Annotated in this window: 20 protein-coding genes; 6 read left to right on the forward strand and 14 right to left on the reverse strand. The window is 71.2% G+C overall.

The window, feature by feature from the left end; all coding sequences use genetic code 11:
• Positions 1-63 precede the first annotated feature (63 nt).
• The 4 genes from OG456_RS10335 to OG456_RS10350 form a co-directional block, all read right to left on the reverse strand.
• Entirely contained in the window at positions 64-2,004 is a 1,941-nt protein-coding gene (locus OG456_RS10335; RefSeq protein WP_266559462.1) for an acyl-CoA dehydrogenase family protein, read from the reverse strand.
• Positions 2,005-2,270: 266 nt separating this feature from the next.
• The gene (locus tag OG456_RS10340; RefSeq protein WP_266559464.1) at positions 2,271-3,716 is read right to left on the reverse strand and encodes an aldehyde dehydrogenase family protein; all 1,446 of its coding nucleotides are present in this window, start codon (positions 3,714-3,716) and stop codon (positions 2,271-2,273) included.
• A 170-nt stretch (positions 3,717-3,886) separates the two neighbouring features.
• Positions 3,887-5,584 carry a PucR family transcriptional regulator gene (locus OG456_RS10345; RefSeq protein ID WP_266559466.1) on the reverse strand — a complete coding sequence of 566 codons (1,698 nt, stop codon included), beginning with the start codon at positions 5,582-5,584 and terminating at the stop codon, positions 3,887-3,889.
• Between the two features lie 136 nt (positions 5,585-5,720).
• Positions 5,721-7,937 (reverse strand): ATP-binding protein, encoded by a 2,217-nt coding sequence (locus tag OG456_RS10350; RefSeq protein WP_266559468.1) that lies wholly within the window; start codon positions 7,935-7,937, stop codon positions 5,721-5,723.
• 229 nt (positions 7,938-8,166) lie between these two features.
• On the opposite strand from OG456_RS10350, the gene gabT reads away from it, so the two are divergent.
• Both gabT and OG456_RS10360 read left to right on the forward strand, forming a co-directional pair.
• Positions 8,167-9,501 carry a 4-aminobutyrate--2-oxoglutarate transaminase gene (gene gabT, locus OG456_RS10355; protein WP_116509281.1) on the forward strand — a complete coding sequence of 445 codons (1,335 nt, stop codon included), beginning with the start codon at positions 8,167-8,169 and terminating at the stop codon, positions 9,499-9,501.
• A gap of 271 nt (positions 9,502-9,772) precedes the next feature.
• Positions 9,773-10,453, forward strand: a complete 681-nt coding sequence (locus OG456_RS10360; RefSeq protein WP_323136312.1) for a phosphatase PAP2 family protein — start codon at positions 9,773-9,775, stop codon at positions 10,451-10,453.
• An 18-nt stretch (positions 10,454-10,471) separates the two neighbouring features.
• On the opposite strand, the gene OG456_RS10365 is transcribed toward OG456_RS10360, so the two are convergent.
• The 7 genes from OG456_RS10365 to OG456_RS10395 form a co-directional block, all read right to left on the reverse strand.
• Positions 10,472-10,939, reverse strand: a complete 468-nt coding sequence (locus tag OG456_RS10365; protein ID WP_266559473.1) for a hypothetical protein — start codon at positions 10,937-10,939, stop codon at positions 10,472-10,474.
• Positions 10,940-11,055: 116 nt separating this feature from the next.
• Positions 11,056-12,483 carry an FAD-binding oxidoreductase gene (locus OG456_RS10370; RefSeq protein ID WP_266559475.1) on the reverse strand — a complete coding sequence of 476 codons (1,428 nt, stop codon included), beginning with the start codon at positions 12,481-12,483 and terminating at the stop codon, positions 11,056-11,058.
• A gap of 13 nt (positions 12,484-12,496) precedes the next feature.
• A complete protein-coding gene (locus OG456_RS10375; RefSeq protein ID WP_266559476.1) occupies positions 12,497-13,294 on the reverse strand; it encodes an ABC transporter permease in 798 nt (265 codons plus the stop codon).
• The gene (locus OG456_RS10380; RefSeq protein WP_266559478.1) at positions 13,294-14,217 is read right to left on the reverse strand and encodes an ABC transporter permease; all 924 of its coding nucleotides are present in this window, start codon (positions 14,215-14,217) and stop codon (positions 13,294-13,296) included. Before OG456_RS10380 ends, OG456_RS10375 begins: the two co-directional genes overlap by 1 nt.
• On the reverse strand, positions 14,214-15,368 hold the full coding sequence (locus OG456_RS10385; RefSeq protein WP_266559480.1) for an ABC transporter ATP-binding protein: 1,155 nt from the start codon (positions 15,366-15,368) through the stop codon (positions 14,214-14,216). The genes OG456_RS10380 and OG456_RS10385 overlap by 4 nt, the downstream gene beginning before the upstream one ends.
• Before the next feature lie 48 nt (positions 15,369-15,416).
• A complete protein-coding gene (locus OG456_RS10390) occupies positions 15,417-16,664 on the reverse strand; it encodes a spermidine/putrescine ABC transporter substrate-binding protein (protein ID WP_266559482.1) in 1,248 nt (415 codons plus the stop codon).
• 70 nt (positions 16,665-16,734) lie between these two features.
• On the reverse strand, positions 16,735-18,264 hold the full coding sequence (locus tag OG456_RS10395) for a gamma-aminobutyraldehyde dehydrogenase (protein WP_266559484.1): 1,530 nt from the start codon (positions 18,262-18,264) through the stop codon (positions 16,735-16,737).
• A 206-nt stretch (positions 18,265-18,470) separates the two neighbouring features.
• Between OG456_RS10395 and OG456_RS10400 the strand changes: the two genes are divergently transcribed.
• The gene (locus OG456_RS10400; protein ID WP_266559486.1) at positions 18,471-19,058 is read left to right on the forward strand and encodes an NADAR family protein; all 588 of its coding nucleotides are present in this window, start codon (positions 18,471-18,473) and stop codon (positions 19,056-19,058) included.
• A 115-nt stretch (positions 19,059-19,173) separates the two neighbouring features.
• Here the strand turns inward: OG456_RS10400 and OG456_RS10405 are convergent, their stop codons facing one another.
• Entirely contained in the window at positions 19,174-20,181 is a 1,008-nt protein-coding gene (locus OG456_RS10405) for a DUF4190 domain-containing protein (RefSeq protein WP_266559488.1), read from the reverse strand.
• 135 nt (positions 20,182-20,316) lie between these two features.
• Between OG456_RS10405 and OG456_RS10410 the strand changes: the two genes are divergently transcribed.
• The 3 genes from OG456_RS10410 (at position 20,317) to OG456_RS10420 (ending at position 22,683) form a co-directional block, all read left to right on the forward strand.
• Complete coding sequence (locus tag OG456_RS10410) at positions 20,317-21,351, forward strand: adenosine deaminase (protein WP_266559490.1); 1,035 nt, start codon at positions 20,317-20,319, stop codon at positions 21,349-21,351.
• Between the two features lie 21 nt (positions 21,352-21,372).
• The gene (locus tag OG456_RS10415; RefSeq protein ID WP_266559492.1) at positions 21,373-22,053 is read left to right on the forward strand and encodes a glycerophosphodiester phosphodiesterase; all 681 of its coding nucleotides are present in this window, start codon (positions 21,373-21,375) and stop codon (positions 22,051-22,053) included.
• Between the two features lie 246 nt (positions 22,054-22,299).
• The gene (locus OG456_RS10420; RefSeq protein ID WP_266559494.1) at positions 22,300-22,683 is read left to right on the forward strand and encodes a hypothetical protein; all 384 of its coding nucleotides are present in this window, start codon (positions 22,300-22,302) and stop codon (positions 22,681-22,683) included.
• A gap of 33 nt (positions 22,684-22,716) precedes the next feature.
• On the opposite strand, the gene OG456_RS10425 is transcribed toward OG456_RS10420, so the two are convergent.
• Positions 22,717-23,910 (reverse strand): spermidine/putrescine ABC transporter substrate-binding protein, encoded by a 1,194-nt coding sequence (locus OG456_RS10425; protein WP_266569139.1) that lies wholly within the window; start codon positions 23,908-23,910, stop codon positions 22,717-22,719.
• A gap of 204 nt (positions 23,911-24,114) precedes the next feature.
• Entirely contained in the window at positions 24,115-25,554 is a 1,440-nt protein-coding gene (locus OG456_RS10430) for a gamma-aminobutyraldehyde dehydrogenase (RefSeq protein ID WP_100595095.1), read from the reverse strand.
• Between the last annotated feature and the right edge of the window lie 127 nt (positions 25,555-25,681).

Consider the following 25,681-nt stretch of genomic DNA (forward strand, 5'->3'; position numbering starts at 1 on the left):
CATCTCCCCCGGGGCCTGTGGGCCTTGCGGTGAGCAAGATACCCGCGGGCCCCGGGGCGCGGTTCAGCGGATGGGGCGGTGGACGTTCTCCCGCTTCGAGGGGCCGGGGGTCGCGTCCGCGATCCACGCGCCGTCGCCGCTAGGGTCGACGATGCCCTCCTCCAGCCAGGTGTAGGACCCGCCGAGGACGCCCTTGGTGACCTTGCGGTCCAGTTCGTCGGTGTTGTGCCACAGGCGCCCGAAGAGTTCGTCGACGCGGACGCGGGACTGGCTGCAGAACACGTCGGCGAGCTGGTAGGCCTCGCGGCCGTGTTCGCCGGTGGCGCGCAGGTGCTCGGCCCGCACGCAGGCCGCGCTCATCGCGAAGAGTTCGGCGCCGATGTCGACGATCCGGCCGAGGAAGCCCTGCTTGGTCTCCATCTTTCCCTGCCAGCGGGACATGGCGTAGAAGGTGGAGCGGGCCAGCTTGCGCGCCGAGCGCTCCACGTAGCGCAGATGGCCGGAGAGGTCGACGTGGCCGTCGGGGTTGAACTCGCCGTAGGAGTTGGGGAGTTGGCCGGGACCCGCGACGAGCTTCGGCAGCCAGCGTGCGTAGAAGCCGCCCGCCTTCGCGCCCGCCTTCGCCTTGTCGGACAGGGACTTCTCGGGGTCGATCAGGTCACCTGCGACCGACAGGTGCGCGTCCACGGCCTCGCGGGCGATGAGGAGGTGCATGATCTCCGTCGAGCCCTCGAAGATGCGGTTGATCCGCAGGTCGCGCAGGAGCTGCTCGGCGGGGACGGCGCGTTCGCCGCGCGCGGCGAGGGACTCGGCGGTCTCGAAGCCGCGGCCGCCGCGGATCTGGACCAGCTCGTCGGCCATCAGACAGCCCATCTCTGAGCCGTAGAGCTTGGCGAGGGCGGCCTCGATGCGGATGTCGTTGCGGTTTTCGTCGGCCATCTGCGAGGACAGGTCGACGACGGCTTCGAGCGCGAAGGTCGTGGCGGCGATGAACGAGATCTTCTGGCCGACCGCCTCGTGGAACGCGACCGGCTTGCCCCACTGCTCACGGGCGGCCGACCACTCGCGGGCGATCTTCAGGCACCACTTGCCCGCGCCCACGCACATCGCGGGCAGCGAGAGGCGGCCCGTGTTGAGGGTGGTGAGGGCGATCTTGAGGCCGGCACCCTCGGGGCCGATGCGGTTCGCGGCCGGGACCCTGACCCGGTGGAAGCGGGTCACGCCGTTCTCGAGGCCGCGCAGACCCATGAAGGCATTGCGGTTCTCGACCGTGATCCCTTCGGAGTCGGCCTCGACGACGAAGGCCGTGATGCCGCCCTTGCGCCCTTCCGCCTTCGGCACCCGCGCCATGACGACGAGCAGGTCGGCGACGACGCCGTTCGTCGTCCACAGCTTCACTCCGTCGAGGACGTACGAGTCCCCGTCGGGCACCGCGGTCGTCGCGAGGCGCGCCGGGTCCGAGCCGACGTCGGGCTCGGTCAGCAGGAACGCGGTGATGTCGGTGCGGGCGCAGCGCGGCAGGAAGGTGTCCTTCTGCTCCTGCGTCCCGAAGATCTTCAGCGGCTGCGGCACACCGATGGACTGGTGGGCCGACAGGAGGGCGCCGATCGCGGGGTTCACGGAGCCGACCAGGGCGAGGGCCCTGTTGTAGTAGACCTGCGTGAGGCCGAGGCCGCCGTACTTGATGTCGATCTTCATGCCGAGGGCGCCGAGCTCCTTGAGCCCGTTGATCACCTCGTCGGGGATCCGCGCCTCGCGCTCGATACGGGCCGAGTCGATGCGTGTCTCGCAGAAGTCGCGCAGCTTGGCGAGGAACTCCTCGCCGCGCCGGACGTCCTCGCCCGCCGGCTGTGGATGGGGATGGATCAGGTCCAGCCTGAAACGCCCGAGGAAGAGCTCCTTGGCGAAGCTCGGCTTGCGCCAGCCCTGTTCGCGCGCGGCCTCGGCGACCTGCCGGGCCTCACGTTCCGTCACGGAGGGCTGCTGGGAAGTTGGGGCCGCCATGTGGGCTCACCTCGCCGCGAGTAGGGGCCGTTCGGCATCGACTACCGACGGGTGCTACTCGGTCGTATGTACCCGAAAACCGGCAACCCGACCACCCCTCGCGCACCGATCGGGTCATCGGAAGTGGCATCCGGGGGACATGGGTCCGACGGGCCTTTCGTCAAACGAAGGCCCGGGAACGCGGACGGCCGGAGCCCCCGCACAGTGGGCTCCGGCCGTCCATGGCCGGCGTACGGATCAGGCGTACGCCGGGGTCTTGCCGGGTCCTACAGGGCGAGGCCCGTCAGGACGAGCACACGCTCGTACGTGTAGTCGTCCATCGCGTAGCGCACGCCCTCGCGGCCCACGCCGGACTGCTTGGCGCCGCCGTACGGCATCTGGTCCGCGCGGTAGGACGGGACGTCGCCGATGACCACACCGCCGACCTCGAGGGCGCGGTGGGCGCGGAACGCGGTCTGCAGGTCGTGCGTGAATACGCCCGCCTGGAGGCCGTACTTGGAGTCGTTGACCGCGGCGAAGGCCTCGGCCTCGCCGTCGACCTTCTTGACCGTGAGGACCGGTCCGAAGACCTCCTCGCAGGAGATCGTCACGTCGGCCGGCACGTCGGCGAGGACGGTCGGGGCGTACGTGGCGCCCTCGCGCTTGCCGCCCGCGAGTAGCGAGGCGCCCGCGGAGACGGCCTCGTCGACCCAGGACTCCACACGCTTGGCGGCGTCCTCGCTGACCAGCGGGCCGACGTCGGTGGCGTCGTCCGCGGGGTCACCGGTGACCTGCGCCTCGACGGCCGCGACGATCTTCGGCAGGAGCCGCTCGTACACGGAGGCGTCGGCGATGACGCGCTGCACGGAGATGCAGGACTGGCCGCCCTGGTAGTTGGAGAAGGTGGCGATGCGGGTCGCCGCCCAGTCCAGGTCCTCTTCGGAGGCCCAGTCGCCGAGGACGACGGCCGCGCCGTTGCCGCCGAGCTCCAGCGTGCAGTGCTTGCGCGGCACGCTGTCCATGATCGCGTAGCCGACCGGGCCCGAGCCGGTGAAGGAGATGACCGGCAGGCGCTCGTCCTGGACCAGGGCGGGCATGCGGTCGTTCGGGACCGTGAGGACGGACCAGGAGCCGGCCGGGAGGTCCGTCTCGGCGAGCAGCTCGCCGAGGATCAGCGAGGAGATCGGCGTGGCCGGGGCCGGCTTGAGGATGATCGGGGCGCCGACGGCGATGGCCGGGGCGACCTTGTGGGCGCTGAGGTTCAGCGGGAAGTTGAACGGGGCGATGCCGAGGACCACGCCGTGCGGAATGCGACGGGTCAGGGCGAGCCGGCCGGTGCCGCCCGCGTCGGTGTCGAGGCGCTGGGCCTCGCCGCCGTTGAAGCGGCGGGCCTCTTCGGCGGCGAAGCGGAAGACGGAGACGGCACGGCCGACCTCACCGCGCGCCCACTTGATGGGCTTGCCGTTCTCGGCGGAGATCAGCTGGGCGATCTCCTCGGTGCGCTCGGTCAGCCGGTCGGCCACGTGGTTGAGGGCCTTGGCCCGTACGTGGGCGGGGGTGGCGGCGAACTCGTCGCGGACGGCGTACGCGGTGGCGACGGCTTCCTCGACCTGCGCGTCAGTGGGCACGCTGACCTTGCCGACCAGCCGACCGTCGTAGGAGTTGGTGACGTCGAAGGTGGCGTCACCGGTGGCCTCGCGGCCCGCGAGCCAGAAGGCGTGAGTGGCGGTCATAGTCGGTCCCGGCCCTTCCGCAGTGGGTGTGTACTGGGGTCTTTCCGGACCAACGGTAGGCGGGCCCGGCCGGAGCCGTGTTTGTCCGACGTGTCGGAGTCCGCGAGTTCGGCGCGCCTCTTTGGCAGAGGCGGGTGCGGGTTCCGTCCTGAAGGGCGGGCCGGGTGGGTCTATTCGCCGCCCGCGCTCGTCACCTTGAGGGCCAGCCACAGCTCCATGCGCACGTCCGGGTCGTCGAGCGAGCGGCCGAGGATCTCCTCGACGCGCCGCATCCGGTAGCGCAGGGTGTGGCGGTGCACGCCGAGGTCGGCGGCGGCCGCGTCCCACTGACCGTGCCGCGACAGCCAGGCGCGCAGCGACGCCACGAGGTCGCCGCGGCCGGTCGCGTCGTGGTCCTTCAGGGCCCGCAGGAGGCCGTCGGCGAAGGCGCGTACCGCGTCGTCGGCGAGCAGCGGCACGACGGAGCCCGCCGCGACCTCCTCGTGCTCGACGAGGGCGCGCCCGCGCCGCCGGGCGACCGACAGGGCCTGTTCGGCCTGCTTGTACGCGGTCGCGGCGGCGATCGGCCCGGCCGGTGCGGACAGGCCCACCACGAGTTCGTCGTCCTCGCCCGCGCCGCCCTGCTCGCGCTGGGTCAGGCGGGCGGTCTCCAGAGCCTCGGCGTACTGGGTGCAGGCGCCCGTGGACGCGCCGCCGTCGGCGGCGAGCAGGACGAGCCGGTCCCCGTCCGGCACCACGAGGACGGCCTCGCCGGAGCGGGCCGCGGCGGCCTCCACGACGTCGGCGAGTCCGGTGAGCGGGTCGCCGGGGGCGGCGACGGCCGCCGCCCCCGTGCCCGGCGCGGGCCGCTCCGGCTTGTCGAGGGCCACGCGCGCGTGCCCGTCGGCGTGCGCACGGCCCGCCGACGCGGACGCGACCTCGGCGACGATCATCCGGAAGGGCGCGTCGAGCAGCCCTCCGTACAGGTCCCCCGCGACGGTCCTGGCGTGCTCGGGCTCCCCGGCGAGGAGCATCCGCAGGACCGCGGCGCCGATGCGCTGCTCGGCGGAGTGCAGCGAGCGGGAGCGCTCTGTGGTGAGGGTGAGCAGGGCGATGGCGGAGTGCAGCGCGTAGCGCTCGGCGGTGCCTAGGGCCGCGGCGGTGCCCACGGCGAGCGCGGCGCGGGGCCTGCGTCCGGTGCCGAGCGAGTGCAGTTCCACGCGGTCCTCGTCGCCGCCGCCGTGCTGTTCGCTGCCGCCCACCACGGCGCTGGCGGGGGCGGGCCGCTCGCGCAGCCGCTCGACGTCGGCGACGAGCCGGGCCGCCCGGCGCCCGGCCCACTCCGGCGCGGCGGCGACCACGGCGCCCGAGGCGTCGTACAGCGCGGCCCAGCCGTCGACCTGGCCGGCGAGCGCGCCGAGCAGCCCCTCGGGGCCGCCGCTCAGCGCCTGCTTGGTCAGCTCGCGCTGGGCGGCGAACCCGGCGGTGACGGCGCGGTACTGGTCGGCGGCGATGGCGGCGGAGACGGCCTTGCTGATGGCGATGAAGGGGGTGCGGCGCGGCACTTCGAGGAGCGGGAACTCCTCCTCGCGCGCCGCGTCGACGAGGGCCTGCGGCACCGCGTCGTAGTTGACGCCGACGGCGAAGCCGAGCCCGACGACCCCGGCGCCCGCGAGCCGCTTCACGTAGCGGCGCATCGCCTCCGGGTCCTCCGCGTCCAACTTGAGCGCGGTGAACAGGAGCAGCTCGCCGCCCTCCATGTACGGCACGGGGTCGGCGAGCTCACTGACGTGGGCCCAGCGCACGGCGGTGTCCAGCCGTTCCTCCCCGGCGCGCACGGTCAGCTTGAGCGCGGAGTGGTGGACGAGGGAGGCGAGCGTGGGCGGCATGAGGCCTTCAGGTGTGCGACAGGTGGTGCTCGGGTGGGGGTGGATCCTGTGGATCTTTTGGCCGGTACGTATGAACGACCGGTGTCGATTCTGCCTCACCGTACGTACGTCTGCGGCCCCCACTCAGCGGGCCGCCTCAGTCGCGCAGGTCCACCAGGAGCGGGGGCGCGTGCTCGCCCCGCACCGTCGTCAGGGACAGGACGGCGTGGCCGGGCGGCACGGCGTGCGCCAGTTCGGAGGCGGACCAGCGCTCGCGCTCGACCTGGCGGACGGTGACGGCCCGTGCGGTCGGCGCGTTGCCGGTGATGACGCGGCGCAGCATGTGGACCGTCTTGCCGAGGGGGGTCTCCGCGATGATCTGCCGGTCGGTGACGTCCCGGGTCTCGGTCCACTCCTTGCCCCACACCTCGGCGAAGTCCTGGCCGTCCCACGGGGTGAGGCCGGACAGCGCCATGCGGCAGCCGACGGCGCCGAGGAGCGGGCCGCGCAGGGGCCGCGGCACGTCGTCGAGGGTGCGCAGGGTCAGGACGGCGCCCGCGTTCGCGGACCGCAGCCGCTGGATGCCGCGCACGGCCTGCGGGGTCACGGCGCCGGTCGCGTCGTCCAGGATCAGGCAGGCGAAGAGCGAGCGGTCGTCGCGGACGGACGCGCTGGCGACGAACTGGGCGAGCACGAGGCGCGCGAGGATCCGCGACGCGTCGGCGTGCCCGCGTTCGGGCAGGTCGATGCGGACGCGTACGGGGTGGTCGAGGGCGCGCAGCGAGAACGGCCTGCCCCGGCCCGTCGTGTCGAAGAACGAGGCGAACGCGGGCCGGTCCAGGAGCGCCACCCGGTCGGCGAGCACCGCGCCCACGTCCCCCGGGTGCCCCAGCTGTCGCTCGCGCGCGTCGAGTTCGCGGATCATCGCCTCGTGACCCGCGTCGGTGAGCGCCTGCCGCAGCGCGGCGAGCGGCTCCGGGGCGCCGTCGAGGAGGCGGCGCAGCTCGGGCACGGAGGGGAAGCGGCCGTGGACGGCGTGGTACGGCCCGATGAGCTGGGCGATGACGGTGGTGGAGCGGCGGCTGTCGCCGCCGGGATGCGGGTCGGCGAGGTCCCCCACGAGGGCCTCGGCGAGCACCGCCGCGGCCTCGTCGGGGTCGCTCGTGCCGCCGTACAGGTCCAGGTCGTGGACGGACTCGGGGTGGCCGATGCGGATGACGACGTCGTAGCCGTCGGCGGCGCCGAGGCCGGCCCCCGCAGGGCCGACGACCACGACGGCGGCGCGGCCGGCCAGGGCGCCCAGGCACAGGGACTCGGCGAGCGGCCAGACGACGCTGCCGGTCTTGCCGGCGCCCGCGGGGCCGACGGCGAGCAGCGAGGTGCCGAGCAGGTCGGGCCCGAACGCGAGGCCCGTCCCGCGGTAGGCGTAGGGGTTGCGCGGGTCGTCGGCGGTCGTGCCGATCCTGACCTGGGCGGTGGCGAGGTCGTGGCGAGCGGCGCGGGCGGGCAGATCGCGCGCGCCGGAGGGGTGCAGGCAGGCGGCGGCGCCGTCCTTCACGACGGCCGCGCTGAACGAGGCGAGGGGGTGGCTGCCCCGGCGCACGCCCTGCCAGGCGCGGGCGATCCGGGCCTGGTCGACGTCGCGCATCAACCCGGCGCGGGCGTCGGCGGCGAGCCGGTCGGCTGCGTCGGCGGCGCCGGCGGCCCGGAGCTGGGGCCAGCGTGCCGGGTCCTCCTCGGGCGCGGGCGGGCGCTCCTGGGCGACAGGGACGGCCTTGCGCCAGGCCGGCAGGCCGTAACGGCGCCACACCTCACCCCAGCGGCCGAGCCGGCCGACGGCGATCATGATGCCGACGGCGAACACGGCGTAGTACAGGTAGACCACGACGACCGAGCCGACGGAGTGCGGCTGGGCCCAGGAGTCGGGGACCATCGCGTACAGCGGGAGCAGCCACCAGCCGCCGAGGTAGCCGTTCCAGAGCAGCGACCAGACGAGCCACCCCACGAGAAACGCGATCACCGCTCCGCTGAGGAGCTGCCGGGCCGGGATCACCTCGGGCTCCTGCGCGGGCCGGGGCCGGTGCGCGAACCGCCAGATGCCCGGTTCCGCGGCGGGCCGCGGGGCTCTCAGCCACCCGAGGAAGGCGGCCCCGACGGCCCCGTCGGACGCTCCGGCGGCGCCGGGGGCGTGCGTGGGACGGGGCGGCGGGGCGCTGGGGCGCGCCGGCGAACCGATGCCCGCTCCCCCGCCGGTTCCCCCATTGGCCGACACCGCCGGAGGCGTCGGCGGCCCCGCGGGGCGCGGCACCGGTGTGGCGTGTGTGCCACGAGCGTCGTGCGTGCCGCCAGCGCCCTGCGTGCCGTCGGTGTCCATTGCCCTTGCCCCCTGACCTGCCGGTCTGTGTGTCCGCGGGTCAATCTAGTGCCCCCTCATGGGGAGTTCACCGGTTACGCGCCCGGACCTGGGGCGATCCCGGCGACGCCGCCCTATGTCCACGGCGGACAACGCAATCCGCGAACCGCGCCCGGATGGAGCATGCCCCACCCCGCCCCTCGCCCCTAACCTGCGAAGAAAGCACCCGAAACACCCCCAGGAGCCCCGCATGAGCGCAGTCCCGCAGGAGCGCCGCGTCGTCACCGCCATCCCCGGTCCGAAGTCGCAGGAGCTGCAGGCCCGACGTACCGCCGTGGTCGCGGCCGGCGTGGGCTCCACGCTGCCGGTCTTCACCGCCCGCGCCGGCGGCGGCATCATCGAGGACGTCGACGGCAACCGCCTGATCGACTTCGGTTCCGGCATCGCCGTGACCTCGGTCGGCGCCTCCGCCGAGGCCGTCGTGCGCCGCGCCTCCGCCCAGCTGCAGGACTTCACCCACACCTGTTTCATGGTCACGCCGTACGAGGGCTACGTGGCCGTCGCCGAGGCGCTGGCCGAGCTCACGCCGGGTGACCACGCCAAGAAGTCCGCGCTGTTCAACTCGGGCGCCGAGGCCGTCGAGAACGCCGTCAAGATCGCCCGTGCGTACACCAAGCGCCAGGCCGTCGTCGTCTTCGACCACGGCTACCACGGCCGTACGAACCTGACGATGGCGCTGACCAGCAAGAACATGCCGTACAAGAACGGCTTCGGCCCGTTCGCGCCCGAGGTCTACCGCGTGCCGGTGGCCTACGGCTACCGCTGGCTGACCGGCGCGGAGAACGCGGGCGCCGAGGCCTCCGCCCAGGCGATCGACCAGATCACCAAGCAGATCGGCGCCGACAACGTCGCCGCGATCATCATCGAGCCGGTCCTCGGCGAGGGCGGCTTCATCGAGCCGGCGAAGGGCTTCCTGCCCGCGATCCGCCAGTTCGCCGCGGACAACGGCATCGTCTTCGTCGCGGACGAGATCCAGTCCGGCTTCTGCCGCACCGGCCAGTGGTTCGCGTGCGAGGACGAGGGCATCGTCCCCGACCTGATCACGACCGCCAAGGGCATCGCGGGCGGCCTGCCGCTCGCCGCCGTGACGGGCCGCGCCGAGATCATGGACGCCGCGCACGCGGGCGGCCTCGGCGGCACCTACGGCGGCAACCCGGTGGCCTGCGCCGGTGCGCTCGGCGCCATCGAGACCATGAAGGAGCTCGACCTCAACGCCAAGGCGAAGAACATCGAGGCCATCATGAAGGCCCGCCTCGCCACCATGGCCGAGAAGTTCGACATCATCGGCGACATCCGTGGCCGTGGCGCGATGATCGCCATCGAGCTCGTCAAGGACAAGGGCACCAAGGAGCCGCACCCGGCGGCCGCCGCCGCGCTCGCCAAGGCCTGCCACGCCGAGGGTCTGCTGGTCCTCACCTGTGGCACCTACGGCAACGTGCTGCGCTTCCTTCCCCCGCTCGTCATCGGTGACGACCTGCTCAACGAGGGACTGGACATCATCGAGACCGCGTTCGCGGGCGTCTGAGCCGCTCCGGCGACTTCAGGCAAGGGTCAGGGCGTGTGAAGAACGTGTGCGGGGCCGATGACGGGTTGCCGTTCCGGCTGTCGGACGCCCACGCCCTGCCGTACGGTTTCTGCAGATGAGAGAAACACCCCGCCCACAGGGGACTGTGGGCGAAACCGGGACGGAGCCTCCCCAGCCCCGCCCTGGTCGTGCCCTCGCGCACACACCCGGAGCTTCCGGCTCCGGAACTCCTCACCGATCGGATGGCCGCCCGCCCCAAACCCCCCGGGGCGTGCGGCAAACCGGTCAGATCGGCCGCCTCGGAACTACCCCCCCTGTTCCGGGGCGGCCGGCCATTTTCCGGTGGGCCGCCGTTCTGAGCGCCCTGCTCTTCCTCTTCCTCACCTGGCAGATCGCCGCCGGCGGTGCGCTGCGCCGCGGGGACGAACGCCTCGGTGACGCGATCGGAACCAGCCGCCTGCCGCAGTGGGCCGCCGAGCTGCTCGCCGACCTCGGCAACATCACCGTCGCTCTCCCGGTCCTCGCCGCCGTCCTCGGCTACGCCGCCTGGCGCGCCCGCCGCGACGGCGTGCCCCGCTGGTGGACGCGCCCCGTCACCGCCGCGCTCACGATGACCGCCGTCCCGCTCCTGGTCGTCCCGATCAAGGAGACCGTCGCCCGGACGGGCCCGGCCGTGATGGGCCCGGGCACCGGCTTCTACCCGTCGGGACACGCGACGACGGCGGCGGTCGCGTACGGCGCCTGCCTGCTCCTCCTGCTGCCGTACGTACGCGGCGCCTATGTACGCCGCGAACTCGTCATCGGCTACACCGTCCTGAACGCGGCCGTGGGCCTCGGTCTGGTGCGGCGCGGCTACCACTGGCCGCTGGACGTCGTCGGCGGCTGGTGCCTCTCGGTGGTCCTGCTGTACGTGATGTGCGCGGTGTGGGCGGGCCGGGCGCCGCGCGGCTGACCCGGCCGGCCCATCGGGCTACTCGTGCGTGTCGTCCCGCGCGAGCTGCCCCGCCGCCTCGTGCATCGCCAGTTCCAGGACGGTCGGGTCGGTGAGCGTGCCCGAGCCGTCGGGCGGGATCAGCCAGCGGACCCCGCCGGCGGCGCGGCCCGGAAGGGGATGCGGCACGACGATCCAGGTGCCGCGGCCGGCGCCCCGCACCCCCGTGCCGAGCCAGCGGGTGACCGTGCCGGAGGGCACGAAGAAGCCCATGCGGGCGTCACCGAAGTCGGCGAGCACGGGGCCCGGCCGGTCTATGACGCGAGTGAGCACGTCCAGCGTCGGATACCCCAGCTCGCCGGGGAGGATCAGTACGTCCCAGAGCCTGCCCGCGGGAAGGAGCGCGACCCCGAGGGGGTTGCCCTCCCAATCCCAGCGGCAGGCGTCCGGGTCAGGCGCCACGGACGCCAGCCACTCGACCGCCGACTTCGCCCCCGAGCCAGTCATGGCGGGACCTCCTCTTCCTGGTACGCAGTTGCCGAAAGCTGTGCGTGTCACCAGGGAGAGGAGGCCGGGGCGCGAGCATTACGCGGGTTCTGCCCACGAGTTCTCGCGGACCCGGGTCAGCTGTCGAAGCCGAGGCCCGCCTTGTCCATCGCCTTCAGCCACAGGTTGCGCCGGCCGCCGTTGTCGTCGGCGCGCGCCAGGGACCACTTGGTGAGCGCGATCCCGGTGTAGGCGAACGGCTCGGGCGGGAAGGGCAGCGGCTTCGTGCGGACCATCTCCAGTTCCGTACGCTCCGTGCGCTCGCCGGAGAGCAGGTCGAGCATCACGTCCGCGCCGAAGCGGGTCGCGCCCACGCCGAGGCCCGTGTACCCGGCGGCGTACGCGACGCGGCCCTTGTGGGCCGTACCGAAGAACGCCGAGAAGCGGGAGCACGTGTCGATGGCGCCGCCCCACGCGTGACTGAAGCGCACCCCTTCCAGCTGCGGGAAGCAGGTGAAGAACTGGCCGGCGAGCTTCGCGTACGTCTCGGGCCTGTGGTCGTACTCGGCGCGCACCCGGCCGCCGTAGGGATAGATCGCGTCGTAGCCGCCCCACAGGATCCGGTTGTCCGCGGACAGCCGGAAGTAGTGGAACTGGTTGGCCGAGTCACCGAGGCCCTGGCGGTTCTTCCAGCCGATGGAGGCCAGCTGGTCGTCGGTCAGGGGCTCGGTCATCAGCGCGTAGTCGTAGACCGGGACGGTGTACGAGCGCACGCGCTTGACCAGGGACGGGAACACGTTCGTGCCGAGCGCGACGTGCTGGGCGAAGACGCGCCCGTAGGGGGTGCGGACCGCGGTACCGGCGCCGGACGAGGAGAGTTCGAGCGCGGGGGTGTGCTCGTGGATGCGCACGCCGAGGTCGAGGCAGGCCTGCTTGAGGCCCCAGGCGAGCTTGGCGGGGTGCAGCATCGCGACGCCGCGCCGGTCGTACAGGGCGCCGAGGAAGGTCGGCGAGTCGACCTGTTCGCGGGTCGCGTCGGCGTCGAGCAGCTCGGTGCCGCCGGCGAGCCCGGCCTCGGTCAGTTCCTGGTGGAACTCCTGGAGTTCGGTTACCTGGTGCGGCTCGGTGGCCACGTCCAGCTCGCCGGTGCGCTCGAAGTCGCAGTCGATGGAGTAGCGGGCGACCGCCTCCTCGATCGCGTCGAGGTTGCGGTTGCCGAGCTCCTCCAGCTTCCCGATCTCGCCGGGCCAGCGGGCCAGTCCGTTCGCGGCGCCGTGCGTGAGGGAGGCGGCACAGAAGCCTCCGTTGCGGCCGGACGCCGCCCAGCCCACCTCCTGCCCTTCGAGCAGGACCACATCGCGCCCGGGGTCGCGCTCCTTGGCGAGGAGCGCGGTCCACAGGCCGCTGTAGCCACCGCCGACGACCAGCAGGTCGCAGCGTTCGTCACCGGTGAGCGCCGGCCGGGCCTCGGGCTTGCCGGGTTCGTCCAGCCAGTAGGACAGCGGCTTGGCGTCCGCCAGTGACTTGATCCAGTCGGTACCACGGTTCATGGCACGTGCGGCCATGATTTCAACTCCCTCAAACTGCCTTGTTCTTACGCTTGCCGACCAGCATCGCGGCAAGGACGAGCAGCACGGCGACGATGAACATCGCCGTACCGATGACATTGATCTGAACGGGCGTACCGCGCTGCGCCGATCCCCAGACGAACATGGGGAAGGTCACGGTCGAGCCCGCGTTGAAGTTGGTGATGATGAAGTCGTCGAAGGAGAGCGCGAAGGCGAGCAGCGCGCCTGCGGCGATGCCCGGCGCGGCGATCGGCAGGGTGACCCGTACGAAGGTCTGGACGGGACCGGCGTAGAGGTCCTGGGCCGCCTGTTCGAGGCGCGGGTCCATCGACATGACGCGCGCCTTGACGGCCGTCACGACGAAGCTGAGGCAGAACATGATGTGGGCGATGAGGATCGTCCAGAAGCCGAGCTGCGCACCCATGTTGAGGAAGAGCGTGAGCAGCGAGGCGGCCATGACGACCTCGGGCATCGCCATCGGCAGGAAGATCAGCGAGTTCACGGCGCCGCGGGCGCGGAAGCGGTAGCGGACCAGGGCGAAGGCGATCATCGTGCCGAGGACGGTGGCGCCGATGGTCGCCCACAGGGCGATCTGGAGGCTCAGCGACAGTGAGCCGCACATGTCGGCGACACCGCAGGGGTTCGTCCACGCGTCGAGCGAGAACTGCTGCCACTCGTAGTTGAAGCGCCCCTTCGGCTTGTTGAAGGAGAACACCGTCACGACGACGTTGGGCAGGAGCAGATAGCCGAGGGTGACCAGACCCGCGATGACGACGAGATTGCGGCGCAGCCAGCGTACGAAGGGCATCAGACCAAGTCCTCCGTTCCGGACCGGCGGATATAGACGGTGACCATGATCAGGATCGCGGCCATCAGGATGAAGGAGAGCGCCGCCGCCGTCGGGTAGTCCAGGATGCGCAGGAACTGCGTCTGGATGACGTTGCCGACCATGCGGGTGTCGGTGGAGCCGAGCAGGTCCGCGTTGACGTAGTCACCGGCGGCGGGGATGAAGGTGAGCAGTGTGCCGGAGACGACGCCCGGCATGGAGAGCGGGAACGTCACCTTGCGGAAGGTGGTGGCGGGCGTGGCGTACAGGTCGCCCGCGGCCTCGTGCAGCCGGCCGTCGATGCGCTCCAGCGAGGTGTAGAGCGGCAGGATCATGAACGGCAGGAAGTTGTACGTGAGTCCGCAGATCACGGCGAGCGGGGTCGCGAGGACGCGGTCGCCGTCGGTCATGCCGATCCAGCTCGTGACGTCCAGGATGTGCAGCGTGTTCAGCGTGCTGACGACCGGGCCGCTGTCGGACAGGATCGTCTTCCAGGCCAGCGTGCGGATCAGGAAGCTGGTGAAGAACGGCGCGATGACGAGGATGAGGACGACGTTGCGCCAGCGTCCCGCGCGAAAGGCGATGAGGTAGGCCAGCGGGTAGCCGAGCGCCAGGCACAGGATCGTGGCGGCGCCCGCGTACAGCACCGAGCGCAGGAACTGCGGCCAGTAGTCGCCGAGCGCGTCCCAGTAGGTCGCGAAGTGCCAGGTGACCTTGAAGCCGTCCTCCAGGGAGCCCGTCTGGATCGACGTGGACGCCTGGTAGACCATCGGCAGGGCGAAGAAGACGACCAGCCACAGGAGGCCGGGCAGCAGCAGCCAGTACGGGACGAGGCGGCCGCGCTTGCGCGGCGGGCGCGCGGTCTTGACGGCCGGAGCCGCGGGGATGTCGGTGACGGTCGTCATGCGGCGGCGTCCTCCTCGACCTTCGCGGCGCCCGCCTCGATGTCCTGGGCGGCGTCGAGGCCGAAGGTGTGCGCGGGGTTCCAGTGCAGGACGACCTCGGCGCCGGGGGCGAGCCGGCTGTCGCGCTCGATGTTCTGGGAGTAGACCTCGAAGGCGTCGCAGAGCGGGCTGTCGATGACGTACTGCGTGGAGACGCCGATGAAGCTGCTGTCCACGACGCGGCCGGTGATGCGGTTACGGCCGTCGGGTATGGAGCCCGCGTCGTCGGCGTGGGTGAGGGAGATCTTCTCGGGGCGCACACCGACGAGGACCTTCCCGCCGATGGCGGTGGCGGCCGTACAGCGGGCGGCGGGCAGTACGAGCTTGCCGTCGCCGGCCTTCAGGGTGAGGTCCTCGCCGCTGCGGCCGGCCACCTCGGCCTCGATGAAGTTCGACGTGCCGAGGAAGTTGGCGACGAACGTGGAACCCGGGTTCTCGTACAGGTCGGCCGGGGCGCCCAGCTGTTCGACGCGGCCCGCGTTCATCACGGCGACGGTGTCGGCCATGGTCATGGCCTCCTCCTGGTCGTGCGTGACATGGACGAACGTGATGCCCACCTCGGTCTGGATGCGCTTGAGTTCGAGCTGCATCTGGCGTCGCAGCTTGAGGTCGAGGGCGCCCAGCGGCTCGTCGAGGAGCAGCACCTTGGGGTGGTTGATCAGGGCGCGCGCCACGGCGACGCGCTGCTGCTGGCCGCCGGAGAGCTGGTGCGGCTTCTTGCGGGCCTGCTCGCCGAGCTGGACCAGGTCGAGCATCTCCCCGACCTGCTTCTTCACGGACTTGATGCCGCGTCGGCGCAGCCCGAAGGCGACGTTCTCGAAGATGTCGAGGTGTGGGAAGAGCGCGTACGACTGGAAGACGGTGTTCACCGGGCGCTTGTAAGGGGGCAGCGCGGTGACGTCCTGGTCGCCGAGCATGACCGTGCCGGAGCTGGGCTCCTCGAGCCCCGCGATCATCCGCAGGGTCGTGGTCTTGCCGCAGCCCGAGGCGCCGAGGAGGGCGAAGAAGGAGCCCTGCGGCACGGTCAGGTCCAGCGGCTTGACGGCGGTGAAGGAGCCGTAGGTCTTGCTGATCCCGGCAAGGCGGACGTCGCCGCCGTTTTCTGTCGTCATGGTGCAGTCCAGGGAGTCGTGGGGTCAGGGGGCTCGGTGCTGCGGTTCTCACGCGCCGGTGAGCTGGGCGAACTTCTCCTCGAACGCCTTGTCTTCCTTGGACGTGAGCGAGCGGAAGCCGTGCGCCCTGGCACTCATGGTCTTGTCGGGAACGATCAGCGGGTCGTTCGCGATCTTCTTGTCGATCTTGGCGAGTTCGGGCTTCACGCCGTCGACGGGGGTGACGTAGTTGATCCAGGCGGCCAGCTCGGCGGCGACCGGAGGCTCGTAGTAGTAGTCGATGAGCCTTTCGGCGTTCGTCTTGTGACGGGCCCTGTTGGGGATCAGCATGTTGTCCGTCCCGTACATGAACCCGCTGTCGGGGATGTGGAACTTGATGTCGGGGTTGTCCACCTGGAGCTGCACGATGTCGCCCGACCAGGCGAGACAGGCCGCGAGGTCGCCCTTGCTCAGGTCGGAGATGTAGTCGTTGCCGGTGAAGCGGCGGACCTGCTTGCTGTCGACGGCCTTCTGCATCCGGGCTATCGCCGCGTCGAAGTCGTCGGACGTGAAGCTGCCCGGGTCCTTGCCCATGTCGAGCAGCGTCATCCCGACGGTGTCGCGCATCTCGGAGAGCAGGCCGACCTTGCCCTTCAGCTTGGGGTCGTCGAGCAGCTGCGAGACCGAGGTGACCTCCCTGCCGTTCGTGGCCTTGGTGTTGTACGCGATCACCACGGCAATGCCCTGCCACGGGTACGAGTAGGCGCGGCCCGGGTCCCAGTCGGGGCTGCGGAACTGCGGGGACAGGTTCGCGTACGCGTGGGGCAGGTTGGCGGGGTCGAGCTTCTGGACCCAGCCGAAGCGGATCAGCCGCGCGGCCAGCCAGTCGGTCAGGACGATGAGGTCCCGGCCGGTGTCCTGGCCCGCCGCGAGCTGCGGCTTGATCTTGCCGAAGAACTCGACGTTGTCGTTGATGTCCTCGGTGTACTTGACCTGGATCCCGGTGCGCTTGGTGAACGCGTCCAGGGTGGGCCGGTGCTTCTCGTCGTCGCTCAGGTCGATGTACTCGGTCCAGTTGGAGAAGTTGACCACCTTCTCCTTGGCCGAGTGGTCCTCGGACGAGACGCCGCCCTGGCTCTTGCTCGCCGCGGGGATGCCGCAGGCGCTCAGCGACCCGATCCCGCCGACGGCGAGCGCGCCGCCCGCGGAGGCGCGCAGCAGGGAACGGCGGGTCATGGCCGCCCTGCCGCTCTGGAAACTGCGCCGCATGGCGGCGAGTTGTACCGGGGACAGGCTGTCGGGCTCGTACTGCTCCATGCGCTTGGATGCCCTTTCGGGAGGGTCCCTTGCGGGAGGGTGTGCGGCCGCCCTGTGGGCGGCCTGATGACTATCGGTCCCCGAAAATCGTGCGGTGCCAGTCCTTCCGGGCGACCGCGGTGTTGTCGAACATGACGTGCTTGATCTGCGTGTACTCCTCGAAGGAGTAGGCAGACATGTCCTTGCCGAAGCCGGACGCCTTGTAGCCGCCGTGCGGCATCTCGCTGAGGATCGGGATGTGGTCGTTGACCCAGACGCAGCCGGCCTTGATGTCGCGGGTGGCACGGTTCGCCCGGAACACGTCCCTGGTCCAGGCCGAGGCGGCCAGGCCGTAGGGGGTGTCGTTGGCGAGGCGGATGCCCTCGTCGTCGCTGTCGAAGGGCAGTACGACGAGCACCGGGCCGAAGATCTCGGCCTGGACGATCTCACTGTCCTGGGCGGCGTCCGCGACGAGGGTCGGCCGGTAGTACGCGCCCTGCTTGAGGTCGCCCTGGGGGATGACGCCGCCGGCGACCACGCGCGCGTAGGAGCGGGCCCGGTCGACGAATCCGGCGACGCGGTCGCGCTGGGCGTGCGAGATCAACGGGCCGAGGTCGGTGTCCGGGGCGAACGGGTCGCCGACCCGGATGCCCTCCATGAGGTCGGCCACGCCCTGCACGAAGGCGTCGTAGAGGGGGCGCTGCACGTACGCGCGCGTGGCGGCGGTGCAGTCCTGGCCCGTGTTGATGAGGGCACCGGCGACCGCGCCGTGCACGGCTGCCTCCAGGTCGGCGTCGTCGAACACGACGAACGGCGCCTTGCCGCCGAGCTCCAGATGCAGCCGCTTCACGGTGGAGGTGGCGATCTCGGCGACGCGCTTGCCGACGCCCGTCGACCCGGTGAAGGAGGTCATGGCGACGTCGGGGTGTCCGACGAGGTGCTCGCCGGCGTCCCTGCCCGCGCCCGTGACGATGTTGACGACACCGTCGGGGATGCCCGCCTCGGTCGCGGCCTGCGCGAACAGGAGGGAGGTGAGCGGGGTCAGCTCGGCGGGCTTGAGCACGATGGTGTTGCCCGCCGCGATCGCCGGAAGGACCTTCCAGGCGGCCATCTGGAGCGGGTAGTTCCAGGGAGCGATGGACCCGACGACCCCGATGGGCTCGCGCCGCACGTACGAGGTGTGGTCGCCGCTGTACTCGCCGGCGGACTGGCCCTGGAGGTGCCGGGCGGCGCCCGCGAAGAACGCGGTGTTGTCGACGGTCCCGGGGACATCGAACTCACGGCTCAGCTTGAGGGGCTTGCCGCACTGCAGGGACTCGGCCTGTGCGAGGTCCTCGGCGCGCTCGGCCAGGACGCCCGCGAAGCGGTGCATCGCGTCGGAACGCTCGCCCGGCGTGGCGCCGGCCCAGCCGGGGAAGGCCTCGCGGGCCGCGGCCACGGCGGCGTCGACGTCCTCGGTGCCGGCCAGCTCGTACGTGTAGACGTCCTGGCCCGTGGCCGGGTCGACGACTGCGTGGGTGCGGCCGGATGTGCCCTTGGTGAGACGGCCCGCGATGTACTGGGCGCCTTCGGCGAACCGGTCCTGGGCCTGGAAGCGGGTGCTGTTGCCAGGGTTGTGCATTATCGCTCTCCTCCGCCGAAGCCCCGTCCCGCGGGGCCGGCGTAGCTCCAGCTCGATTTGAGTGCCGATCCTGGCAGAGGCGATGTACTGCAACAAGTGATTCCGTTGTTGCCTTTTGGTTACGCGACGGAATCTGTCGACCAGGTGTCGAGTCCCCCTGAAGAACCAAGGACGGATTGTCCGTGGTGCGTGCCAGACTCGCGTGCATGGGGAAGACCGACAGGCTTGAGGGGAACGCGGCCGTCCACGATCGGGACTCGCTGGTCAGGGCGGTGGAAGCGGGTGTACGGGTCAAGTACCTGCACTTCTGGGGGCATACACCGCGGGCGGACGGCGCGGTCGGGGCGAGTTGCCTCAGTCAGTGGTGGGTCGCGCCGTTCACGGTGGACGGGGTCGAGTACGCGACGGCCGAGCACTGGATGATGGCCGCGAAGGCCCGGCTGTTCGGGGACGCGGAGGCCGAGCGCAGAGCCGTCGGGGCGGCACATCCCTCGCAGGCCAAGAAGGCGGGGCGCCTCGTGCGCGGCTTCGACGAGGACACCTGGGCGCGGGAGCGGTTCGGGATCGTCGTCGAGGGCAGCGTGCACAAGTTCGCGGCGCACGCGGATCTGCGGGAGTTCCTGCTCGGGACGGGCGAGCGCGTCCTGGTCGAGGCCAGCCCGCTCGACCGCGTGTGGGGCATCGGACTCGCGGCGGACGCGGAGGCCGCCGGCGACCCGAGACGGTGGCGTGGGCCCAATCTGCTCGGGTTCGCGCTGATGGCGGCGCGTGAGCGGCTGAGGGACCGGGCCTGACGGACCGGGCCTGACGGACCGGCCCCCCGTTGCCGGTGTTCCGCTTGCCGGTGTCCTACGTGTCGATGTCTTACGTGCCGGTGTCCTACGTGTCTTTGTCCTACGTGCCTTCGTCCTACCGGGCGGCGGAGTAGCCGCCGCCGTCGTCGCTGCTGCCGCTCGACGAGCCGCTGTCGGCGATGACGAAGATCATCAGGACCAGCGCGAGCACCAGTCCGCCGATGCCGCAGATCAGTCCGGCCAGCGCCTGGCCCCGGTTCGTGGCCTCGCCCCGGGTCGCCTTCGCGCGGCCGATGGCGCCGAAGATGATGGCGAGGATCCCGACCACGATCGCGATCGGCCACAGGATGAAGCCGACGGCCGAGATGATCCCGAGCGTCAGGGCGGCGACGCCCATGCCGTTCGCGGGGCGCGGCTGCATCCCGGGCCAGCCGTAGCCGGGACCTCCGTAGGGCATCGGGGCCGGGCCGGTCGCCGCGTGGTGTCCGTAGCCGTACGCGGCGGCCGGGTAGCCGTAGTGCATCTGCCCGGGCCCGTCGGGCGAGACGGGCGGCGGGGGCACGGGCTCTCCGGGCGGCGCGAAGGGGTTGGCCCCCGGCGCCCAGGGGGCCCCGGCCTGCGTCGCCGGGTAACCGGGAGGCATCGCGTAGGGGGCACCCGGCGGCTGGCCGTGCGGGTGCTGGTGCTGGTGCTGCGGCTGTTGTGACCAGCGGCCGGTGGCCGGCGCGGCGCCCGGGGACGGCGGGGCGAACGGGTTGTACGGCTCGCCGGGCGGAGTGGGCGAGGACGGGGGCGAAGGCGCGGCGAAGGCGTCCACCTGCGTCTCGGCGTGGGACGGCGGAGTGAACGGGTCCACCTGCGTCTCCCCCTGCGACGGCGGGGCGAACGGATGCGCGGGCGCCGGAGCAGCCGGCCCGGCGGCGTTCTGCGGCGCCGCGTCCCGCGGGCTCGGGTCCGCCGGGGCCGCCCACGGGTCCGGTTCCCGTTTCCCCAGGGACACCCTGCCCTCAGGCGGGTCCCCCGCACCCCGGTCCCCCGGCCCTGTCCCCGTACCCCGCTCCGGCGAAGTGGCCGGACCGTCGGCGCCCTCGGCGCCCTCTCTGCCCTCTGTGTCCTCGGACATCGCTCGCTCGTCCCCTTCTTCTCCCACCCAGACGTCCCGTCATGCTACGGCCGCCGCCGGGGCGTGGCCGGGGCACGCCTACGATGACTGCGACCCACCGATCAGCCGATCAACCAAGTTCCTGGGGAGGAATCCGTGACCGATCTGCATGCCTTTATCGCCGGACTGCCAAAGGCAGAGCTGCATGTGCACCACGTCGGCTCGGCGTCCCCCCGGATCGTCTCCACGCTCGCGGCCCGCCACCCTGACTCCAAGGTCCCCACGGACCCCGAGGCGCTGGCCGACTACTTCACGTTCACGGACTTCGCGCACTTCATCGACGTATACCTCTCGGTCGTCGACCTCGTGCGCACTCCTGAGGACGTCCGCCTCCTCACGTTCGAGGTCGCGCGGGACATGGCCCGGCAGAACGTGCGCTACGCAGAGCTGACCATCACCCCGTACTCCTCCGTCCGCCGCGGGATCGACGAGTACGGCTTCATGGAGGCGATCGAGGACGCCCGCAAGGCGGCCGAGGCCGAGTTCGGCACCGTGCTGCGCTGGTGCTTCGACATCCCCGGCGAGGCGGGGCTCGAGTCCGCCGAGGAGACCGTGCGGCTTGCGACCACCGACACGATCCGCCCGGAGGGCCTGGTCTCCTTCGGGCTCGGCGGTCCCGAAATCGGCGTGCCGCGACCCCAGTTCAAGCCGTACTTCGACCGCGCGATCGCCGCGGGCCTGCACTCCGTACCGCACGCCGGCGAGACGACGGGCCCCGGGACGGTCTGGGACGCGCTGGTCCACCTCGGCGCCGAACGCATCGGCCACGGCACTACTTCCGCCCAGGACCCGAAGCTCCTCGCCCACCTCGCCGAGCACCGCATCCCGCTCGAGGTCTGCCCGACGTCGAACATCGCGACGCGCGCCGTGAAGACAATCGAGGAGCACCCCGTCAAACAGTTCGTCGACGCCGGGGTCGTCGTCACCGTCAACTCCGACGACCCGCCGATGTTCGGCACGGACCTCAACACCGAGTACGCCGTCGCCGCCCGCCTCCTCGACCTCGACGAGCGGGGCGTGGCCGCGCTCGCCAGGAACGCGGTGGACGCGTCGTTCCTCGACGAGCCGGGCAAGGCCCGTATCGCCGCGGAGATCGACACCTACACGGACACGTGGCTCGCCCGCGCGTGACCGGCTGACCACAATGGGGCCATGCATACCGTGACTGCCGTGGCCCACCGGGGCGACCCCTACCGCGTCCGTGAGAACACCCTCGCCTCCCTGCGCTCCGCGCTGGAGCGGGGCGCGGACGCGGTCGAGGTCGACGTCCGTCTGACCCGCGACGGCGTGCCCGTACTGCTGCACGACTCCACGCTCAAGCGGCTGTGGGACCACGACCGCCCGCTCGCCGCGCTCTCGTACGACGAGGTGCGCGGCGTCACCGCGGGCGGCGTGCCCACCCTCGAACAGGCCCTTGAGGTACTGGCCGAGCGGCGGGTGATGGTGGACCTGCCGGGCGCGGACGTGCGCACGGTCCGTACCGTCATCGGCGTCATCCGTGACTGCGGCGCCGGCGAGCGCGCCTACTACTGCGCGGGCGCGGAGACGATGCTGACGGTGCGGCGCGCGGACCCGGCCGCCGAGATCGCGCTGACCTGGACGACGCTGGCCCCGCCGCGGCCCGGCGTGCTCGAAGCGATCAGGCCCACCTGGCTCAACTACCGTTTCCCGCTGGTCAGTCGGGAGCTGACGGCCCATGTGCACCGCCAGGGCCTGCTGGTCGCCGCGTGGACCCCGGACACGAAGTCGGCGATGCGGCGCCTCCTCGGCCTCGGCGTCGACTCGATCACGACGAACCGCATCGACGTCCTGCGCGGGCTGCGCGACGGCTGATCAACCGGCCCCCGCGACCTGTCGCGGGGGGGCATCAACAAGGCAACAATCAAGCGCTGACCAGCCCGCATGCACCCGTCCGCGCGACCTTAGCCCGTTCGAGTGGCGCATCTCACGCCGCGGCCTTAGCGTCGGAACGAGCACAACGGGGCCCAGGGCCCCCCGATCGGCCGGGAGCATATTTTGCGGAGCAACTCACTGAAGGCAGCGCTCGCACTCTGTGCAGCCGCATCCCTCGCAGCAGCCATGGCACCGGCCTCCGCCGCGGCGCCGAAGCCGCAGCATCGGACCGGCGCCCCCGTGATCGTCAGCTGCACCTGGCAGCCACAGGTGCGACCCACGGACTTCCTGCTCGCGTGCGGGGACGGCAACAGCCGCCTCGCCTCGCTCCACTGGTCGCAGTGGGGCCCGAGCAAGGCGGTGGCCACGGGCACGAGCTGGGTGAACGACTGCAAGCCGTACTGCGCCGCGGGCAAGTTCCGCTCGTACCGCGTCACGGTCCGTCTCGACCGCCCGCAGTCCTGGACCAAGCACCAGGACACCCAGCACTACTCCCGCATCACGCTCACCTACCCGAACGGCCACCCGGACGCGTTCCAGCAGGTCATGACCACTCCACTGTGGAACTGACCGGCCGGAACCAGCCGGCCGCACCCTGCGACCTCACAACCCGGCGATCGTGTTCCACCGCTTGGCGAGTTCCGGGCGCTCCTTGGACGTGATGTCGCGCGCGATCGCGAGCCGTCGGCGCATCGCGTCGTCGGGGAAGATCAGTGGGTCCTCGGCGAGTGCCGCCGTGTCCTTGTCCTTCGAATCGGCGAGGATCTCGCGGGCGGCCGGCACGGGGCTCACGTAGTTGACCCAGGTGGCCAGCTTTGCGGCGACCTCCGGCCGGTAGTAGTAGTCGATGAGGGTCTCGGCGTTGCGCTTGTGGTCGGCGAGATTGGGGATCATCAGCGACTCGGCCCACAGCTCGCCGCCCTCCTCGGGCACGACGAACTCGATGTCCGGGTCGTCGGCCTTGAGCTGGATGACGTCACCGCTGTAGGCCTGGCAGGCGAGGACGTCGCCGCTGGAGAGGTCCTTGATGTAGTCGTTTCCGGTGAAGCGGCGGATGTGATGGCTCTTGACGAGCTTCTCGACCTGGTCGCACACACGGTGGAAGTCGTCCGGGGTCCACCGGGTGATGTCGACGCCGTTGCCCTGCATGAGCAGCGCGAACGACTCGTCGAGCCCGGACAGCAGCGTGACCTTGCCCTTGAGGTCGGCCGCCCACAGGTCGGACACGTGCTTGATCTCGCGCCCGACCCTGCGCTTGTTGTACGCGATGCCGGTGATGCCCGACTGCCACGGCACGGTGTACTTGCGGCCCGGGTCGAAGTGCGGTGAACGCAGCAGGGGGTCGAGGTACTTGGCGACGTGCGGCTGCCGGGCGCGGTCCATCTCCTGGACCCAGCCGAGCGTCACGAACTTGGCGCACATCCAGTCGCTGATGACGATGAGGTCCCGGCCGGTCTTCTGATGGTTCATCAGGGACGGGCTGATCTTGCCGAAGAACTCGTCGTTGTCGTTGATCTCTTCGATGTACTTGACGTCGATCCCGGTCTGCTTCCGGAAGGCGTCGAGCGTGGGCCGCTTCGACGGATCGTCGTCGTCGACATCGATGTAGAGCGGCCAGTTGGCGAAGACGAGCCGCTTGTCGCTGCCGGAGCGGTCGGTCGCGGCGCGGTCCCCCGGCGCGACGTAGGCGGCGGGCACACCGCATCCCGAGGCGAGCGCGCCGACCGCCGCGGCCGTGGCACCTCCGCCCAGGGCACGCATCAGGGAACGGCGGGACAGGGACGGCTTGGGGTTCATCGGGGTCGCTCGCACCTGTGCAGGATGCCCGCGACCAGCGGGGCCGGACAATGGACGCTGCGTCAAGCCGACGGGGTGAGAGCCGACACACTGTCGATCACCCGGCACCCCGCCGCGCACCCAACTGCCCCGGACACGCGACCGCCCCCGCGCGGCCGGAGCCACGTGGGGGCGGGTGGAGCGGGTCGGTACTGGTGCTGGTGCTCAGCCCTCGATCGACGTCATGACGTGCTTGATGCGCGTGTAGTCGTCGAAACCGTACGCCGACAGGTCCTTGCCGTAGCCGGACTTCTTGAAGCCGCCGTGGGGCATCTCGGCGACCAGCGGGATGTGGGTGTTGATCCACACACAGCCGAAGTCGAGGATCTTGGACATGCGCATCGCGCGCGCGTGGTCCTTCGTCCAGACCGAGGAGGCCAGCGCGTACTCGACACCGTTCGCCCACTCGACGGCCTGTGCCTCGTCCGCGAAGGACTGGACGGTGATGACCGGGCCGAAGACCTCGTTCTGGATGATCTCGTCGTCCTGCTTGACGCCCGAGACGACGGTCGGGGCGTAGAAGTAGCCCTTGTCGCCGACACGGTGGCCGCCGGCCTCGACCTTGGCGTGCGCGGGCAGGCGCTCGATGAAGCCGGTGACCTGGGCGAGCTGGTTCGGGTTGTTGAGGGGCCCGTAGAGCACGTCCTCGTCGTCCGGCTGGCCGGTCTTCGTGTCGGCCGCCGCCTTGGCGAGGGCCTGGACGAACTCGTCGTGGATGGACTCGTGGACGAGGACGCGCGTGGCAGCGGTGCAGTCCTGGCCCGCGTTGAAGAAGCCCGCCACCGAGATGTCCTCGACGGCCTTGGCGATGTCGGTGTCCTCGAAGACGACGACCGGGGCCTTGCCGCCGAGCTCCAGGTGGACGCGCTTGACGTCCTTGGCGGCGGACTCGGCCACCGAGATGCCGGCGCGCACGGAGCCGGTGATGGAGGCCATCGCCGGGGTCTTGTGCTCGACCATCGCGCGGCCGGTCTCGCGGTCACCGCAGATGACGTTGAAGACGCCCTTGGGGACGATGGAGCCGATGATCTCGGCGATCAGAACCGTGGAGGCCGGGGTGGTGTCCGACGGCTTCAGGACGACCGTGTTGCCCGCGGCGAGCGCCGGGGCGAACTTCCATACGGCCATCATCATCGGGTAGTTCCACGGCGCGACCTGGGCGCAGACGCCGATGGGCTCGCGGCGGATGATCGAGGTCAGGCCCTCCATGTACTCGCCGGCCGAGCGGCCCTCGAGCATGCGCGCCGCACCCGCGAAGAAGCGGATCTGGTCGACCATGGGCGGGATTTCCTCGGACCGGGTCAGGCCGGTCGGCTTGCCGGTGTTCTCGACCTCGGCGGCGATGAGCTCCTCGGCCCGCTCCTCGAACGCGTCCGCGATCTTGAGGAGGGCCTTCTGGCGCTCACTGGGGGTGAGGTCGCGCCAGGCCGGGAACGCGGCCGCGGCGGCGGCCATGGCGGCGTCCACGTCGGCGTCGCCGGACAGGGGGGCGGTCGCGTACGCCTCACCGTTGGCCGGGTTGACCACCTCGGTGGTCCGTCCGTCGGCGGCGTCCCGGAACTCACCGTCGATGTAATTGCGCAGACGACGCAGCTCGCTGGTCACTGAGGCGGCCCTCCTGGTCGGATGTCCATTGGATGAGATACCACCCTAATCGGTAGTCCCACGCTTTCAACACCCCCCGACCCGCCAGATCTGCGAAATCCGTGAACTTCGAGCCCTCAAACAACGA

The sequence above is a fragment of the Streptomyces sp. NBC_01446 genome (assembly GCF_026340095.1).
Lineage (GTDB): Bacteria > Actinomycetota > Actinomycetes > Streptomycetales > Streptomycetaceae > Streptomyces > Streptomyces aureus.